The organism is Acinetobacter sp. YH12023, assembly GCF_013420135.1.
GTDB lineage: Bacteria > Pseudomonadota > Gammaproteobacteria > Pseudomonadales > Moraxellaceae > Acinetobacter > Acinetobacter amyesii.
The window spans coordinates 118,686-133,833 of the sequence record NZ_VOYU01000009.1; the positions used below are offsets into that span (position 1 = coordinate 118,686).

13 protein-coding genes are annotated in these 15,148 nt (G+C 41.2%); 3 read left to right on the forward strand and 10 right to left on the reverse strand.

Annotated elements, in window-relative coordinates; translation table 11 throughout:
- Window positions 1–39: 39 nt before the first annotated feature.
- The 4 genes from FTT92_RS11270 to FTT92_RS11285 are packed head-to-tail and all read right to left on the reverse strand — an operon-like array spanning window position 40 to window position 3,806.
- Window positions 40–1,083 carry an alpha/beta hydrolase gene (locus tag FTT92_RS11270; RefSeq protein WP_111884274.1) on the reverse strand — a complete coding sequence of 348 codons (1,044 nt, stop codon included), beginning with the start codon at window positions 1,081–1,083 and terminating at the stop codon, window positions 40–42.
- A complete protein-coding gene (locus FTT92_RS11275; RefSeq protein WP_180172148.1) occupies window positions 1,083–2,222 on the reverse strand; it encodes a YdcF family protein in 1,140 nt (379 codons plus the stop codon). The genes FTT92_RS11270 and FTT92_RS11275 overlap by 1 nt, the downstream gene beginning before the upstream one ends.
- 21 nt (window positions 2,223–2,243) lie before the next feature.
- Window positions 2,244–3,281, reverse strand: coding sequence for a UDP-N-acetylmuramate dehydrogenase (gene murB, locus FTT92_RS11280; protein WP_180172149.1), 1,038 nt, complete (start codon window positions 3,279–3,281; stop codon window positions 2,244–2,246).
- Window positions 3,282–3,290: 9 nt separating this feature from the next.
- Window positions 3,291–3,806, reverse strand: coding sequence for a low molecular weight protein-tyrosine-phosphatase (locus FTT92_RS11285; RefSeq protein WP_111884272.1), 516 nt, complete (start codon window positions 3,804–3,806; stop codon window positions 3,291–3,293).
- Between the two features lie 118 nt (window positions 3,807–3,924).
- Here FTT92_RS11285 and FTT92_RS11290 point away from each other — a divergent pair, with 118 nt between their 5' ends.
- Window positions 3,925–5,085, forward strand: a complete 1,161-nt coding sequence (locus tag FTT92_RS11290; protein WP_180172150.1) for an iron-containing alcohol dehydrogenase — start codon at window positions 3,925–3,927, stop codon at window positions 5,083–5,085.
- Window positions 5,086–5,120: 35 nt separating this feature from the next.
- The gene (locus FTT92_RS11295; protein ID WP_180093557.1) at window positions 5,121–5,552 is read left to right on the forward strand and encodes a thioesterase family protein; all 432 of its coding nucleotides are present in this window, start codon (window positions 5,121–5,123) and stop codon (window positions 5,550–5,552) included.
- A 21-nt stretch (window positions 5,553–5,573) separates the two neighbouring features.
- Here FTT92_RS11295 and dnaX read toward each other — a convergent pair whose 3' ends face one another.
- From dnaX to FTT92_RS11320, 5 genes are all read right to left on the reverse strand, one after another.
- Complete coding sequence (gene dnaX / locus FTT92_RS11300; RefSeq protein WP_180172151.1) at window positions 5,574–7,793, reverse strand: DNA polymerase III subunit gamma/tau; 2,220 nt, start codon at window positions 7,791–7,793, stop codon at window positions 5,574–5,576.
- A 134-nt stretch (window positions 7,794–7,927) separates the two neighbouring features.
- Window positions 7,928–8,377 carry a copper resistance protein NlpE N-terminal domain-containing protein gene (locus FTT92_RS11305; RefSeq protein ID WP_180130392.1) on the reverse strand — a complete coding sequence of 150 codons (450 nt, stop codon included), beginning with the start codon at window positions 8,375–8,377 and terminating at the stop codon, window positions 7,928–7,930.
- A gap of 84 nt (window positions 8,378–8,461) precedes the next feature.
- Window positions 8,462–9,748 carry a serine hydrolase gene (locus FTT92_RS11310; RefSeq protein ID WP_180172152.1) on the reverse strand — a complete coding sequence of 429 codons (1,287 nt, stop codon included), beginning with the start codon at window positions 9,746–9,748 and terminating at the stop codon, window positions 8,462–8,464.
- Between the two features lie 75 nt (window positions 9,749–9,823).
- Window positions 9,824–10,678, reverse strand: coding sequence for a MaoC/PaaZ C-terminal domain-containing protein (locus FTT92_RS11315; RefSeq protein ID WP_078188603.1), 855 nt, complete (start codon window positions 10,676–10,678; stop codon window positions 9,824–9,826).
- 168 nt (window positions 10,679–10,846) lie between these two features.
- Window positions 10,847–12,238, reverse strand: a complete 1,392-nt coding sequence (locus FTT92_RS11320; RefSeq protein WP_180172153.1) for a 3-oxoacyl-ACP reductase — start codon at window positions 12,236–12,238, stop codon at window positions 10,847–10,849.
- Window positions 12,239–12,479: 241 nt separating this feature from the next.
- Here FTT92_RS11320 and FTT92_RS11325 point away from each other — a divergent pair, with 241 nt between their 5' ends.
- Window positions 12,480–14,000: an acetyl-CoA C-acetyltransferase gene (locus tag FTT92_RS11325; RefSeq protein ID WP_180172154.1), complete on the forward strand. Its 1,521-nt coding sequence runs from the start codon at window positions 12,480–12,482 to the stop codon at window positions 13,998–14,000.
- 107 nt (window positions 14,001–14,107) lie between these two features.
- Here FTT92_RS11325 and FTT92_RS11330 read toward each other — a convergent pair whose 3' ends face one another.
- Window positions 14,108–15,055, reverse strand: a complete 948-nt coding sequence (locus FTT92_RS11330; protein ID WP_180172155.1) for an IS5 family transposase — start codon at window positions 15,053–15,055, stop codon at window positions 14,108–14,110.
- Between the last annotated feature and the right edge of the window lie 93 nt (window positions 15,056–15,148).

A 15,148-nucleotide genomic window follows, 5' to 3' on the forward strand; every position in this document is an offset into this window, starting at 1 on the left:
GAATCAAATTACGCTCCTGATGTTAGTGCGTAACATCAGTTAGTAATAAGACTTACTGTTGGATTGAGCATGCAAGAATGCCGGGATCAAACCTGTTAATGCAGCACGAATATCGGCACGTTCATTAATCAGCTGATGCGAACCTTCTTCAAGCATGAGAAGCGTCTGTAAACGAAATTTACGACGTATAAACTCAATGTTATAACGCCAATCTACCGTCTGATCCTGTGCGCCTTGCGCTAACCACACTGGAATACGGCACGCTGGGCGTTCTTCCATCTCCTGCATCCATTTTGACATGGCCAAAATCCAATCCATCCCCATCATTCGAGGTTGTAGTGGATCTTTTAAGCGGACAAAACGTAAAAACTCAGGGTTATGATTATTCCGTCTAAAATGACGTGGCACTTCACGTTTAATACGACGAATAATGCCTAATCCAACCGAGTTATGCCACCATGCCGTTTTTGCAGGACGAATCAGCGGAGATAATAATAAAACCCGTTCGACATATGGGTTTTTGCGATGTTCAGCAAAATCTAACAGATGATGCAGCCAAATCGCACCACCCGTGCTCTGTCCAATCCCTAACCATGGCGTCGGTAATTGAGCCGCATGTTTAACATAACGATATACCGCTTCCAAAACTTGTTGGTAATGGTCAAAGTTTTGAATACTGGCTGGCGAGCCATTACTTAGACCATGCCCCGGTAAATCATAGGTTAAAACACTAAAACCTTGATCTAAGAGTTCACGAATAATTGGCTGATATATTCCACTATGCTCTAAATAACCATGCAATAAAAATACTGTGCCTTTAATGACATCCGTTTCAGTCTTCAGTTTCGGTTGAAATACTTGTACATGTAATTTGAACAAAGGCATTTCTACATAGCCTTGCCAATGTTCACAGTTCAAGGCATCTAAACCATAAAGTCGTCTATAAGACTGTATTTCAACACTAGGCTCAAAAGGTCGATTTAAATTTAGAGGTTCTAATACTTGTGGGGTTAATTCTCGACTTGGAACAGGAAGATCTAATTGTTTAAGGATCGAAGGATTAAGAAATGGGATATCTGACATTATGGGACCTCCCGACAGTCACTTGAGCCAAACCAAACATCACGTAAGGTGGCTAATAATTCATAATTAGCACGACGACTATGGTCATAATTTTTTTCACTTGGTCGCCATGTAGTTAATGTTGTTGGCATGGGTGCAACAACAGGAATGGTTTCGATACCATTTAATGCAAATAAACGACGTGTTCGAGGCATATGATATTGGTCAGTGATTAAAATAACCGTCGGTGCCCCACCTTTTTTCTGTAAAAGCAACGAACTAAAACGCGAATTTTCGCAAGTATTCATACTGCGGTCTTCAAGCAATTTCGCATCAACATCATATTGCTTCAACCATGCTTGCATATACGGTGCTTCAACACCACTCAGTACAATCGGTAACTTATTGGCTCGTTCAACATCGAGTGTTTTTTCCAGTCGAAGTCGTGTGTAGTCATTCACTACGATATCTTTATCATTTTTATCTAAGGTTAAACCACCACCTAACACCACGATCGCATACGGCTCTGCGGTTGGCTGCTTCAGGGTTTTATCTTTCATTTTGGCAAGATCAAGATATGTTTCATCATCGATCGGTTCCGCTTCTGAAGCCGCTTGCTCAATTTCATGGGTTTTTAAGAACTCGGTATATTGAGTCATCAGTCCTTTATTTTCCGCACTATTGAGCTCAAGCAGCTCTTTCATTTTTTGAGCAGGATTTTCCGCCAATGCTTCAGAAGAAGCCGCCTCGGACGCAGAAGGATTCAGCAGAGGTACTTTCGGTATGTCCTTTTGACTATCATTCTTTTCTTTTTCATGTTCTTCTTCAATGAGCTGCTGTAACGCCTTATAACGTGCTTGTATAAGGGTTAAATCTTGAGGTTCATCGGACTGTATTGCTTGCTCCATGAGTTTTAAATATGCTTGGCGTGCTATCCATAAGTCAGAACCCGGCTCATAGTTATCATCATCACTCAAAGCGCCGAGTTTTTGACTTTGCGCTGCGAGCTGATTGACTTCTACAGGAACGAAATAATTTAAACTTTTAACGATCAATTTAGAATAAAACGGCGTATAGATAAAAATCACTAGACAGCCCAAAAGTACAAATAGCACTGCAGCAATTTGTACTAAGCGAACCATCCAATGTGTTTTATGCATAAATCTAAAACCTATGTGTTTTTATTGATCTGCGTGAGATCGAATCAAGCCATTTGTATCAAATAATACAGGCTCAGGATGTAGTTCAATATTAAATTTTTCAAAAACATCATGTTGTACAGCTTTGTATGTTGTACGTACATCTTGCAGCGTGGCGTCCTGATAATTGACCAACACCAAAGCTTGCTTATGGAACATACCCACTGAACCCACAGATTTCCCTTTCCAACCCGCTTGATCAATCAACCAGCCAGCTGCCAGTTTTACCGCATTATTCGGTTGTGGATAATGAGGTAAATTTGGAAATTGCAGCGCAATTTGGTCAAAGGCTTGCTGGCTAATCACAGGATTTTTAAAGAAACTTCCGACATTTGGAAATTCTTTCGGATCTGGAAGTTTGGTTTGACGGATATGAATGACTTGTTGTTGTAGGTTTTCTGCACTTAAGTCTTCGCCTACCGCCTGCTTTAAATCACCATAATTTAATTTTAAATCGGCATGTTTTAAAAGTTTAAAAGTCACATGCGTAATAATAAAACGCTCTGGCTCATCTTTAAAAATACTATGGCGATATGAAAAATGACAATCGGCAGCGCTAATACTACTTTGCTGTTCTGTTACTCGGTCATAGACCTGCACAGATTCAATAAATTCACCCGCTTCAACACCATAAGCTCCAATATTTTGCACAGGTGAAGCACCGACTAAACCGGGTATCAATGCTAAATTTTGTAAGCCATAAAACTGGTGTGCCGTCGTCCATAGCACAAAGTCATGCCACACTTGCCCTGCACCCACTTTTAAAGTCTGTGTATCAGCATCGTCTTGTACATATTCAATACCTTGAATATCCATGTGCATCACTAAAGCATGTATTTGCTCAGGCAACAGCATATTACTGCCTCCTGAAAGCACCAATACATTTAATTGCTCAGCTTTGGCAAAGTCGAGCGCTGCTTTAATTTCTTCTACCGATTGAACACGTACATAATGAGATGCTACAGCATCGAGGCTTAATGTATTAAATGGCTTAAGCTGAACCTGTGTTTGAATTTGCATTCTTAAACCTTAATTTTTTTGCTGTGCTTGTAACTGAGTTTTTAAATAATTGACCCAAGCCTGACTGCTAGATTCGCATTGATCTAATACATGTTCAAACCCTGCATCACCACCATAGTACGGATCTGGTACTTCTTGTTGCGGATATTGGTGATCATGTTGACTCATCAAAGACACTTGTGCACGTAGTTGACCGAATTGTTGCTGCGCCTTTTGCATGAGGTTTTGAATATTGTCTAAATTTTCGTAGTCCATGGCCAAAATCAAATCAAATTCAATAAAATCATGAACCGTTAACTGACGTGCGCGTAATGCAGATAAGTTATAGCCTCGTAATTTTGCATGCTGTTGGCTACGAAGATCAGGCGCTTTGCCCGGATGATAATTGCTCGTACCCGCAGAGTCGACGTGAATATTAAGTTGCGCTTCATCACAAAAATGTCTGAGAACCACTTCAGCCGTAGGTGAACGGCAAATATTTCCTAAACAAACACACAACACCTTATATGGCGTGCTGGATGACATAACAACCTCAAGACTACTTTTATTTCAAGCGTCTTATGTTAAGTTATTTACAGGATGAATCCTATATCAACACTCAAGAATAATGTTTATTTGGATATAAAAAATTAGGGATAAGCCAATGAGTCAATTTCAGTTTCAAACCGTCAGCAATATTATTTCAGGCTTAGGCTCTATTTCCCAACTGAGAGAGGTCCTAGGCGACTTTCAAGCCAAACGTGTCATGCTTGTGACCGACCCCGGTATGTTGCAACAACAATTACATTTACCCATTTTGGATATTTTAGAAAGTATCCATAAAGACTATGTAATTTATTCCAGTATTCAAGCTGACCCTGCAGAACATATAGTTTTAGATGCAGTTCAATTTGCCAAAAATGAAAAAGTAGATTTGATTATTGGTTTTGGCGGTGGCAGTTCAATGGATGTAGCTAAAATTATTGCGATTTTGGCTCATCCTAAGCAAACACAGCGGATCAGTGATTTATATGGTGTAGCTAATGCAAAACGACCACGCTTGCCACTCATTTTGATTCCGACAACGGCAGGGACCGGCTCTGAAGTCACACCAATCTCTATCGTCACTACAGGTGAAACCACCAAAACAGGTATCGTCTCCCCTGTACTGTATGCCGATGTCTGTATCCTCGATGCGAACTTTACATTAAATCTTCCCGCACACATTACCGCAGCAACCGGTATCGATGCCATGGTGCATGCCATTGAAGCCTATACATCAAAAATTAAAAAAAATCCGTATGCGGATATGCTTGCTAAACAAGCTTTGCGTTTATTAAATAAAAATTTAGCGCTGGTTTTACACGACGGACATAACCTCGAAGCGCGTCAGCACATGCTGGTCGGTTCAATGCTTGCAGGTCAGGCCTTTGCTAATGCGCCAGTTGCAGCGGTGCATGCACTCGCCTATCCACTCGGTGGACACTTTCATCTCTCGCATGGTCATACCAATGCACTGGTTCTCGCTGAAGTGTTAAAGTTTAATGCACCTCAGGCCAAGCAGCATTATGCAGAACTCATGAGTTGGCTAGATCCATACAGTACGGGCTGTACCGATGGTTTATGTGATTTATTTATTGATCATATGCAAAATCATTTAGATCAGAGCGGTTTAGTGCTTAAACTCAGTCAACTCAATGTGCCTGAAAATATGCTTGATCGTTTAGCAGAAGATGCGCTATTACAAACGCGACTATTACAAAATAATCCGCGAGAACTGCAGTTTGAAGACGCTCGCCAGATTTACCAATCGATCTATGCCTAAAGTTCACTCATTTTGAAATAAAGAAAATACCAACGATGAAACCTGAAACTAAACGCCGCCAAAACTATCGATTTTTATTTCCAATCCAAACACGTTGGGCAGACAACGATATGTATGGTCATGTCAATAATGTCACCTATTACAGCTATTTTGATACTGCTGCAAATGCACTCTTGATTCAACATGCCGGTTTTGATTTGCGAAATACCCCGATCATTGGTTTAGTGGTCGATTCAGCCTGCAGCTTTTTACAAGAGCTGTCCTATCCAGAAATCATTGAAGTTGGGGTTGCGATTGAAAAAATTGGTAATTCTTCACTGCGCTATGACTTGGCTATTTTTAAACAAGGACAAAATGAGGCTGCAGCCCAAGGACATTTCGTTCATGTGTTTGTTGACCGCCAAACACGAAAAAGCACCTCGATACCCGATGATATGCGAGATGCTTTAACTCAATTTTTACTTTAATTTTTATATCTAGCTTAAAACTTATTTGAGCTGGATATTTTGCAACTCACCATCAAAGCTTTTGAGTAAGTCTTTCACAACAGGCTCTGCATGTAATAACTCATTTGCACGTGCAAAGGCCTTTTCCTTGCGGACATGTTGTAAAGCATACGGTGTGGTTTCTTCGACATCTTCAAAGTTGATATGGAAACGACATTTTGACCATTGCGCATGAATGGCTTGTTCCAATACATGCTGCAATTGAGTCACTAAAGCTTCGTATCGCTTTGGAATATGGAAAGTCGATACACCGTCAATCGTACCGCGCATGATGCCATGCTGAGCCAACTCTTGTACCGCAGGTGAAAGTTGACTATTTCGGAACCAATACTCCCACTTTTCGACCGTCCACTCACCTTCAAGGGTTTGAGGCTGTAAAGTCAAAATATCTTGTGGCATCAAGGTAGAAGATGAACCCGTTTGAACAGCATCCGAAGAAACGGAACTTTGCGTAACTTGTGCTGATGCTAGATCAAAACCATTGTCGCCTTGAGCACCCGAAACTGATTCATTCACCACATGTTGTGGTTCAATGGCATTTATCAAATGTGGCTGAGCTGTTTCAGGCTCTACACTTTTTGACTCTAAAGCTGTTGGTTCTAAAGGTGCAATATCTTCAAAATTTATAGCGCTCACATCAACTTCTTCAGTTTCAGTACTCGGCGTCGGATCTAAATCAAATAATGTATCTTCTGCCACGGCATCCATAACAAGCGTGTCATTTTGCTGTGTCGATACAGACTCAACCGGTGCAACCTCTTGCGTATCTAGAGTGCCATTTGCTGTAGATGCTGTAGAAGTTTGGCTTATTGCGTCTTCTTCAGGATCATCTAAAAAATCATCAGATGAAGGTTCATCGACTGCAGGTGCAGAAACATAGCCATCATCGTCATCATAATGTGAATCATCAAAATCATCGAAAGCTGGCGATGTGTCTACAGCGGGTACAGCTTCAGGCTGCTCAACAGTGGCAACCTGTGCAGCAGACTCAACAACGGTATTGGGTTGCTGCAAAGACTGTGTTTGAGTCGGCTGAACTGTTTCGGCCTGATTTTGAGCAAGCTGTGGCTGTGCGGCTGACTCTTGCTGTACGGCAGAGACCAACATTTCGTTTGGCTGTAATGGTCGGAATGCTAATAGACGCAGCACACACATCTCAAAACCTTGCTCTTGCGTGACTGCCAACTGCAAGTCTGCCCGACCTTTGCATGCGACTTGATAATACAACTGCAAATCTTGAGCTGAAATCAACTGCGACAATTGCATAATTTTTTGATTGATCTCAGCGCTATATTTCAACGCTAAGTCTGGCAAGTATTGTAATAATGCCAGTTCATGTAACGTTGAAATCAACTGATCTAATACCAGCGAAACATCCAGCGCTTGTTGACGGAATTGCATGAGTAAAGCACTCACGCGTTCACGCTGATTTTGATGAATGGCTAAAATCAAATCATAAATGATCGTACGGTCAATTAGGCCCAACATGTCTTTAACATCTTGGTGCTGAATTGAACCCTGACCATAGGCAATTGCTTGATCAGTTAGTGACAATGCATCACGCAGTGAACCTTGAGCCGATTCAGCAATTTGCCAAATCGCATCTTGCTCCGCTTGAATTTGTTCTTTTTGTAAGATATCAGTCAAATGCGATGTGATTTCATCCACCGCTAAAGGACGCAAAGTAAATTGCAAGCAACGTGAAATGACAGTAATCGGTAATTTTTGTGGATCTGTAGTTGCAAATAAGAACTTCACATGCTCTGGTGGTTCTTCCAAAGTCTTTAATAACGCATTAAATGAATGCGTAGAGAGCATATGCACTTCGTCGATTAGATAAACCTTGAAGCGACCTTGGGTTGGTGCATAAGGAACGTTGTCGAGAAGCTCTCGGGTATCTTCAACTTTAGTCCGTGATGCCGCATCAATTTCAATTAAATCAATAAAACGACCTTCATTTACTGCTTTACACGTTGGGCAGACTTCACACGGCGTTGATGTTACACCTGTTTCACAGTTCAGACATTTTGCCAAAATACGGGCAATAGTGGTTTTACCCACACCTCGAGTACCTGTAAATAAATACGCATGATGTAACCGACCACGTTCTAGGGCACTGGTAAGTGCGCGTGACACATGGCTTTGTCCCACGAGTTCAATGAAATTTCGTGGACGGTATTTTCGTGCAAGTACTTGATACATGTATGCTCCTTTTTACAGGTGTAAGCATACTGTTTTTTTGTCTAATAGTGAAATAAATGGCAGAGTTTGGACAATAAAAATCCGATCTTGAGCTATCACAATGATCAGGCAAATTTAATATAAATTACGAATGCTTAAACTGCTTTATTTAAAAGGAAATCACTCTGCATTTGATAGCGTTTCGCCGTCTGGTCTTCACGAATTTCTAGCAGTTGCTGATCCAAATCTACATACAAAAGATTGCGCGTTTGCACATTCATAAGTTCTAGCTGCTGCTTTGATTCATCTTTAAAACGAATTACACCTTTTAGCACTTCAACGCCGTTATGACCGCTTAAACTTTCACGAGTGAGTGTATAAGTTTGATCTTCATGTAGCTCAAGTGCCACAGCCATACCGGGACAATCTTCACAACGAGAAAGACAGCCCATACAAGGTGTTATGCCTTTAAAATTACCGACCCATGCTGCATGCTGTTTTTCAGCAGTAATTGCTTCTATCTCCTTTGATTTCGTTTGAGTTGAATCCTGACAACCCAACATTGCCGACGTTGCTACTAAGGGAATCAAAACAACTTTTTTCATAGGGATATCACAGCAGTCTAAAACTGCGAGGGAAAATAGCATATTTTTCACATTTCCCCAATTTCTGTTCTATTCCGAAGTATCTTAAATCCAGCCTTTACGCCCTTTTAATACTTTATCTGCACAGCGTAAAGTTTCTTGAGTTAGGCCCCATAAACGATAGTCACCCGTGATTGAACCTGTCGCAAAGTTATGTGTATACGCAAAACTTAAATCACGCTGCGGATCACACCAGGCCCCAGAACCATTAAAACCAATATGTCCAAAACCTTGACTCGATTTGCCTAAAGTCAAAATTCGATGATATCCCAAACGCCAATTCATCGGTAAAGGCATAATACGATCACGTTTTTTATATTGAATTTCACTTAAAGAATCAAAAACTTGTGTTGTGATTAAGGTCTGTCCTTGCCACTGGCCATGATTGGCTAGCATTGCATAGATTTTCGCTAAACTATTGGCACTAAATACGCCTGTTGCCGCAGGAATAATGGCTTGCAAACCCTCATCACTAAAAAATGAAAACTTGCGCATCCCTTTTGGAATCATACCATCTTGAAAGTCTTGCAAATTTTGTCCTGAAATTTGCAGGAGCTGATCAAAGATTGACGGTTTTCGTGTCTCGGTCTTTTTTTTCGTTGTCTGCGCTTGGGTATTTTCTTGAACAGAAGCATCTACAGTGCGTTCTTCTTTTTTCTTTTTCGGAATCAAGCGTGCAACCTTACCAAGTTGATGCTCTGGTACACCAAAAAAAGCATGATCCAACTCTAAAGGTTCAACCAAATACTGTTGCATCAATTCTGTAAGCGGTCGACCTGTGGCCTTTTCAAGTACACCACCGACTTGCCAACCGAAGGTTAACGGTTGATATGCTGCATCAGTTGATGGCTCAAAACGCGGCTTAGCTTGTTCGATGACTTTAAGCATATGTGGCCAATCAGCCATTTCAGATGCTGTTTCGATGATATTACGGATATCGTATAAACCACTTTGATGACTCAGCATGTGCCTTAATGTGATATCCGACTTACCATTTTGAGCAAACTCCGGCCAATATGCGGCAACGGGAGTATCGTAATCTAGAAAGCCTTCGCTCACTAAGATATGTGCAAGCGTTGCAAGTACGCCTTTACCCGTGGAATAACAGACTGAGGGTGTATTGGCCTGCCACGCTTCTTCGGCTGACTTTTTACCAGTCCAAATATCTACGACTTTTTGACCTTTAAAATACACCACTAAGGCAGCTCCGCCTAAGTGGGTTCGAGCATCCTGCATCCGGCTAAATTGCGCCGCCAAATCTTGAAACGCCTCGTCAACCGTACCTTGAAAATTATTCTTCTGTGCAAATAGATATTCTTTGAGCGCCTGCATCATCATTCCTTTGAATATGAATCGCTTGAGATTAAAACAAAAAAGCCTAAACCGATATCGATTTAGGCTTAAGTCTTAAAGTGCCTTTACACTTCCCGCGACATGCGGCTTTTTGTTCTTACTATTTCGAATAGCAAACTCTGTATCTTTACCCGTTTGTGCAGTAAGGAACTCAACTTGAGAAGGCAAATACATCGGTAATTTAAACCAGACATCCGCTTCATAGGCATCTGGCAAAGTTAAGCTCGACAAGGCTTTGGCTTTACTCCACATACCATGTGCAATGGCTTGTTTAAAACCAAACGCTTTAGCGGTTACAGCATGAATATGAATCAAGTTAAAGTCACCAGAAGTCAACGCATAACGGCGACCGGTATTTTCAGAAACATTCCATTCAGCTTGAACTTGCAACTCAGCTGACTTTGTTTCGGTAGATTTTGCCGCAGCTTTGTTCTCTGTTTTTTGACGTGCTAAATACGTGGTTAATGATTCTACAACCACTTCATCGCCCACTTTTGCAGTGGTAATAAAGTCAAATTGCACGCCTTTATCATGTGGCTGTAATTCACCAAATTTGCATGACAATGACAGTGTTTCATTCACACCAACTTTGCGATATTGCTTCACTTGGTTACGAATATGTACCAAACCTAAGATCGCAAATGGAAAAGCTTCCGTAGTCATCATATGCATTTGCAAACTTTGAGAAAGCACAGCCAAATAAATCGCTGGGATATAACCATTGTTTTTAAAGCCACAGACTTCGTTATAAGCTTTTAAATGTTTTTGATCGACCTTAAATGAATCCACCACATATTCAACTTGCGGCAGCACTTTTTCAGCTTTAGGCTTTTTAAAAATCAAGCCTTGAATCACTTTTGGATAGGCTAAATAAGGTTTTGGAAGTTGACTAAAATGGCGAGTATTCATACTAAACCTTTGGAAGTTTTTATTTCAATGTTTTAAAAGCATCTTCTCTTGCGCCATATATAGCTCAAGGAGAAGGCTAGAATGAGGGTTAGACCCATTCATTTATAGCAAATTTTTACCTCTCCCTAGCCCTCTCCTAAAAGGAGAGGGAATTTTAAGAGGAATGTATTAAGCCCCTAACAAGCTTTGACCACACACACGTACCACGTTACCGTTCAAGCCAGTCGACGCAGTTGAAGCAAACATCGCAATCGTTTCTGCAACGTCTACAGGTAAACCACCTTGACTCATCGAGTTCATACGACGACCTGCTTCACGGATTGCAAATGGAATCGCAGCAGTCATTTGCGTTTCAATAAAGCCTGGAGCAACAGCATTAATGGTTACACCATTTTTAAGTAATGGTGCTGTGAATTTCACTACACCAATCACACCTGCTTTCGATGCCGCATAGTTGGTTTGACCTAAGTTACCTGCAATACCTGAAATAGAAGATACGCAAACAATACGACCATTTGCATTGAAGCCATCATTTTCAAGAAGGTAATCATTTACACGCTCAATCGCAGACAAGTTAATGTTAATCACCAAATCCCAAAGCTCAGGCTTCATATTGGCCAAAGTTTTGTCACGGGTAATCCCTGCGTTGTGCACGATGATATCCAAACCACCTTGAGCAGCTGCAGCCGCTTTAATTTTTTCACCGGCATCGCTTGCAGTAATATCAATCGCTAGCGTAGAACCGCCAATTTCACCTGCAACACGGTCAAGGTCTGCTTGCTGCTGTGGAACGTCTAAACAAATCACATGCGCGCCATCACGTGACAATACATGCGCAATTGCCTCACCAATACCACGGCTTGCACCCGTCACAACCGCAGTTTTGCCTGCTAGCGGTTTGTTCCAATCAACATCAACAACGTCTGCTTTCGAAACACGAATTACTTGACCAGATACATAAGCTGAACGTGGTGAAATAACAAAACGCAGCGCAGACTCTAAGTTTGCTTCTGCCCCTTCATCTACATAGACAAGTTGAACAGCAATGCCTTTTTTGAATTCTTTACCGATAGACTTCACAAAACCTTCAAGCGCACGTTGTGCAATAGCTTGTTTCACGGTCTTCGCTGTTTCAGGGGTTGTACCCACGACCACAACACGACCAGATGCCTGAATTTGACGAGCAATTGGATTAAAGAATGCATAAAGCGTATGAAGTTGCTCTGAATTTTGAATACCAGATGCATCAAAAACTACAACTTTAAACTTAGACTCTTTATCACCTTCATTAAATGCGCTTAGGTTTAAACCTGACTTGGCAGCAGCTTGCTGTAGTTCCGCATTATTACCTGCATAACTGTTGGCATGAATATTTGCCAATACTTGAGCAATTGCACCTGACAATGTTGAAGCTGGTGCCGCACCTAATAAAACAGCGCCTTTTACTACAGGTGTTGCAGACTCAAAACGCTCTAAGAAAGTCGGTGATGGTAAACCTAAATTTTTGATGACAAATTTACCAATAGGAGATTTTGCAAATGTTTGGTATTGATCAGTCATGTTTATTATCTCTCATACGGATTAATTTTTGATGGATCTTAAGATATCCCTTTAACTTCAAGATGATGTCAGATACTTATATTTCAATAGTTCCATCAGTTTCCATGGAATCATACTTGAGTTAAACAACGGATGGCTTGACCTGAATGCTTTTGCTAATGTCATTTTAGTCAATTTACCCCTTTGGTGAATATGCTAATGTACCCAACAAGAAGATCATCCACATGCTTGGAAAAGCCTTATGAGCAAAACAACTCAAGAAAATCCAGCAGTCGAAACTCCGACCACGGAAACTGTGTCAAATACATCAAAGAGTACACCACGTACCGCTAAAAGTACTGGCGCAGCAACCAAGTCAAACAGTGGTGCGGCTAAAACGACTCGTCCTCGTAGTGCATCTACTCGTACTAAAACACCAGCTTCAAATACTAAAACAGCTTCAAAATCAACAACTCAAACATCTGTTCAACAGGATAATACCATGAGTCAAAACACAGTTCGCCGCGTTGCTATTATCGGTGGTAATCGTATTCCTTTCGCTCGTTCTAACGGCGCTTACTTCACTGCTTCAAACAGCGACATGTTCACCGCAGCATTAAATGGTCTTGTTGAACGTTTTAATCTTCAAGGTCAACGCTTAGGTGAAGTTGTTGCTGGTGCTGTTTTAAAGCACAGTCGTGACTTTAACATGACTCGTGAGTGTGTACTGAATACAGAACTTGCTCCTGAAACACCTGCTTACGATATTCAACAAGCATGTGGCACTGGCTTACAAGCGGCATTCCTTGTTGCAAACAAAATTGCCTTGGGTCAAATTGAAGTGGGTGTTGCAGGCGGTGTAGATACAACATCTGATGCGCCAATCGCTTTTGGTGATGGTTTACGTAAAGCACTACTTGAACTGAACATCGCAAAAACGGGTAAAGACCGCCTAAAAGCATTAACTAAAATTAATGTTAAAGATTTGATGGATGCGCCGAAAAACGGTGAACCACGTACAGGTCTTTCTATGGGTGACCATCAAGCCATTACGACACTTGAATGGGGTATCTCTCGTGAAGCTCAAGATGAACTTGCTGCATCTTCACATCAAAAAATGGCAGCAGCATATGAAGAAGGTTTCTTCGATGACCTGATTACGCCATTCCTTGGTTTAGAACGTGACAACAACTTACGTGCAGACTCTTCTGTAGAAAAACTTGCGAAGTTAAAACCAGCATTTGGTAAAGGCGATGCGCGTACGATGACTGCGGGTAACTCGACTCCACTGACTGATGGTGCGTCATGTGTCCTTCTTGCCTCTGAAGAATGGGCAAAAGCAAACGGTCACGAAGTTCTTGCTTATTTAACTTTCCAAGAAACTGCGGCAGTTGACTTTGTCGAGAAAAAAGAAGGCTTATTGATGGCGCCTGCGTATGCAGTGCCTCGTATGCTTGAACGTGCAGGTATTACGCTACAAGATTTCGATTACTATGAAATTCATGAAGCGTTTGCATCTCAAGTATTATCTACACTAAAAGCGTGGGAAGATCCTAAATTCTGTAAAGAACGTTTAGGCTTAGATGCCCCATTGGGTTCAATTGATCGTTCTAAATTGAACGTGAAAGGTTCATCTCTTGCTGCAGGTCACCCATTTGCTGCAACAGGTGGTCGTATTATTGCGACTGCTGCAAAATTGCTGAACCAAAAAGGTTCAGGTCGCGTTCTTGTTTCGATCTGTGCTGCAGGTGGTCAAGGTGTGACAGCAATTATTGAAAAATAATTAATCTGCACTATAAAAAACCGCTCATATGAGCGGTTTTTTTTATACCTATACATGGCTTTGTTGCACAAAGATTTGAAATACAAAGCCCCCTAATTGAGCCAAATTTAAGGCGTAACTTGGGTAAGTGGTCGACCTAATTCCGTAAATCTGTTGAGGACTGCTACACGTGCATGAATTTCGTTGACTTGGCTATCAAATTTTCTTGCACTGAGTTTATCCCCCAATAATTTGATGCAATGCATCTTAGTTTCGACCAAACTTCGGCAATGATAGCCGGACCATTTTTTCCATAATGTCCTGCCTGAGAAGCACTGCTTCGCAAGATTAACAGTACGAAGTAATTCATTTCGCGCTAGCGAGCTGATCTTTGTATCTTTCCATGGTTTCGCATTTTTTCTAGGTGGAATCACCGCATGCGCTTGCCGATCTGCAATGACCTGACGGAATTGCTTGGTGTCATAAGCTCCATCGGTATAAACAGAGTCAATCTGCTCATCTTGTGGGATCTGATCGAGTAAATCACCAAGTACTTGTGAATCACTCACATTATTTGTAGTGAGTTGAATGGCGCGTATTTGAAGGGTTTCAGCATCTATACCAATATGAAGTTTACGCCATTGGCGACGATATTCAGGTCCATGTTTCTTCCTTTTCCATTCACCTTCACCTAAAAACTTTAGACCGGTAGAGTCTATCAGCAAGTTAAGCCCACCACTGCTTTTTTGATAATTAATCGCAATATCAATATGTTTTTGTCTTCTGCAAAGCGTACTGTAATCTGATGCGGTCCAATTTAATCCACAAAGTTTAATCAGACTTTGCACAAAGCCAGTGACCATACGTAAAGATAGACGGAATAAGGATTTAATCATTAAGCAGCATTGGATAGCTGCGTCGGAGTAGGTTTGATTTCGCCCTTGTTTGCCTTTTGATGGAGCATACCATTGCGTAGCAGGATCAAACCAAATGGCAATATTTCCGCGACTCATGAGTGCTCGGTTATATGCGGGCCAATTGGTTGTGCGATAGATTTTGTGTGTAGGCTTCTTCATTTGAAAATTATATCGCTGAAAAAGCCTTTACAGATAGGTTTGTGCAACAAAGCCTATATATTGTTATTTGTAAATTTTTGCACTATTTTAATG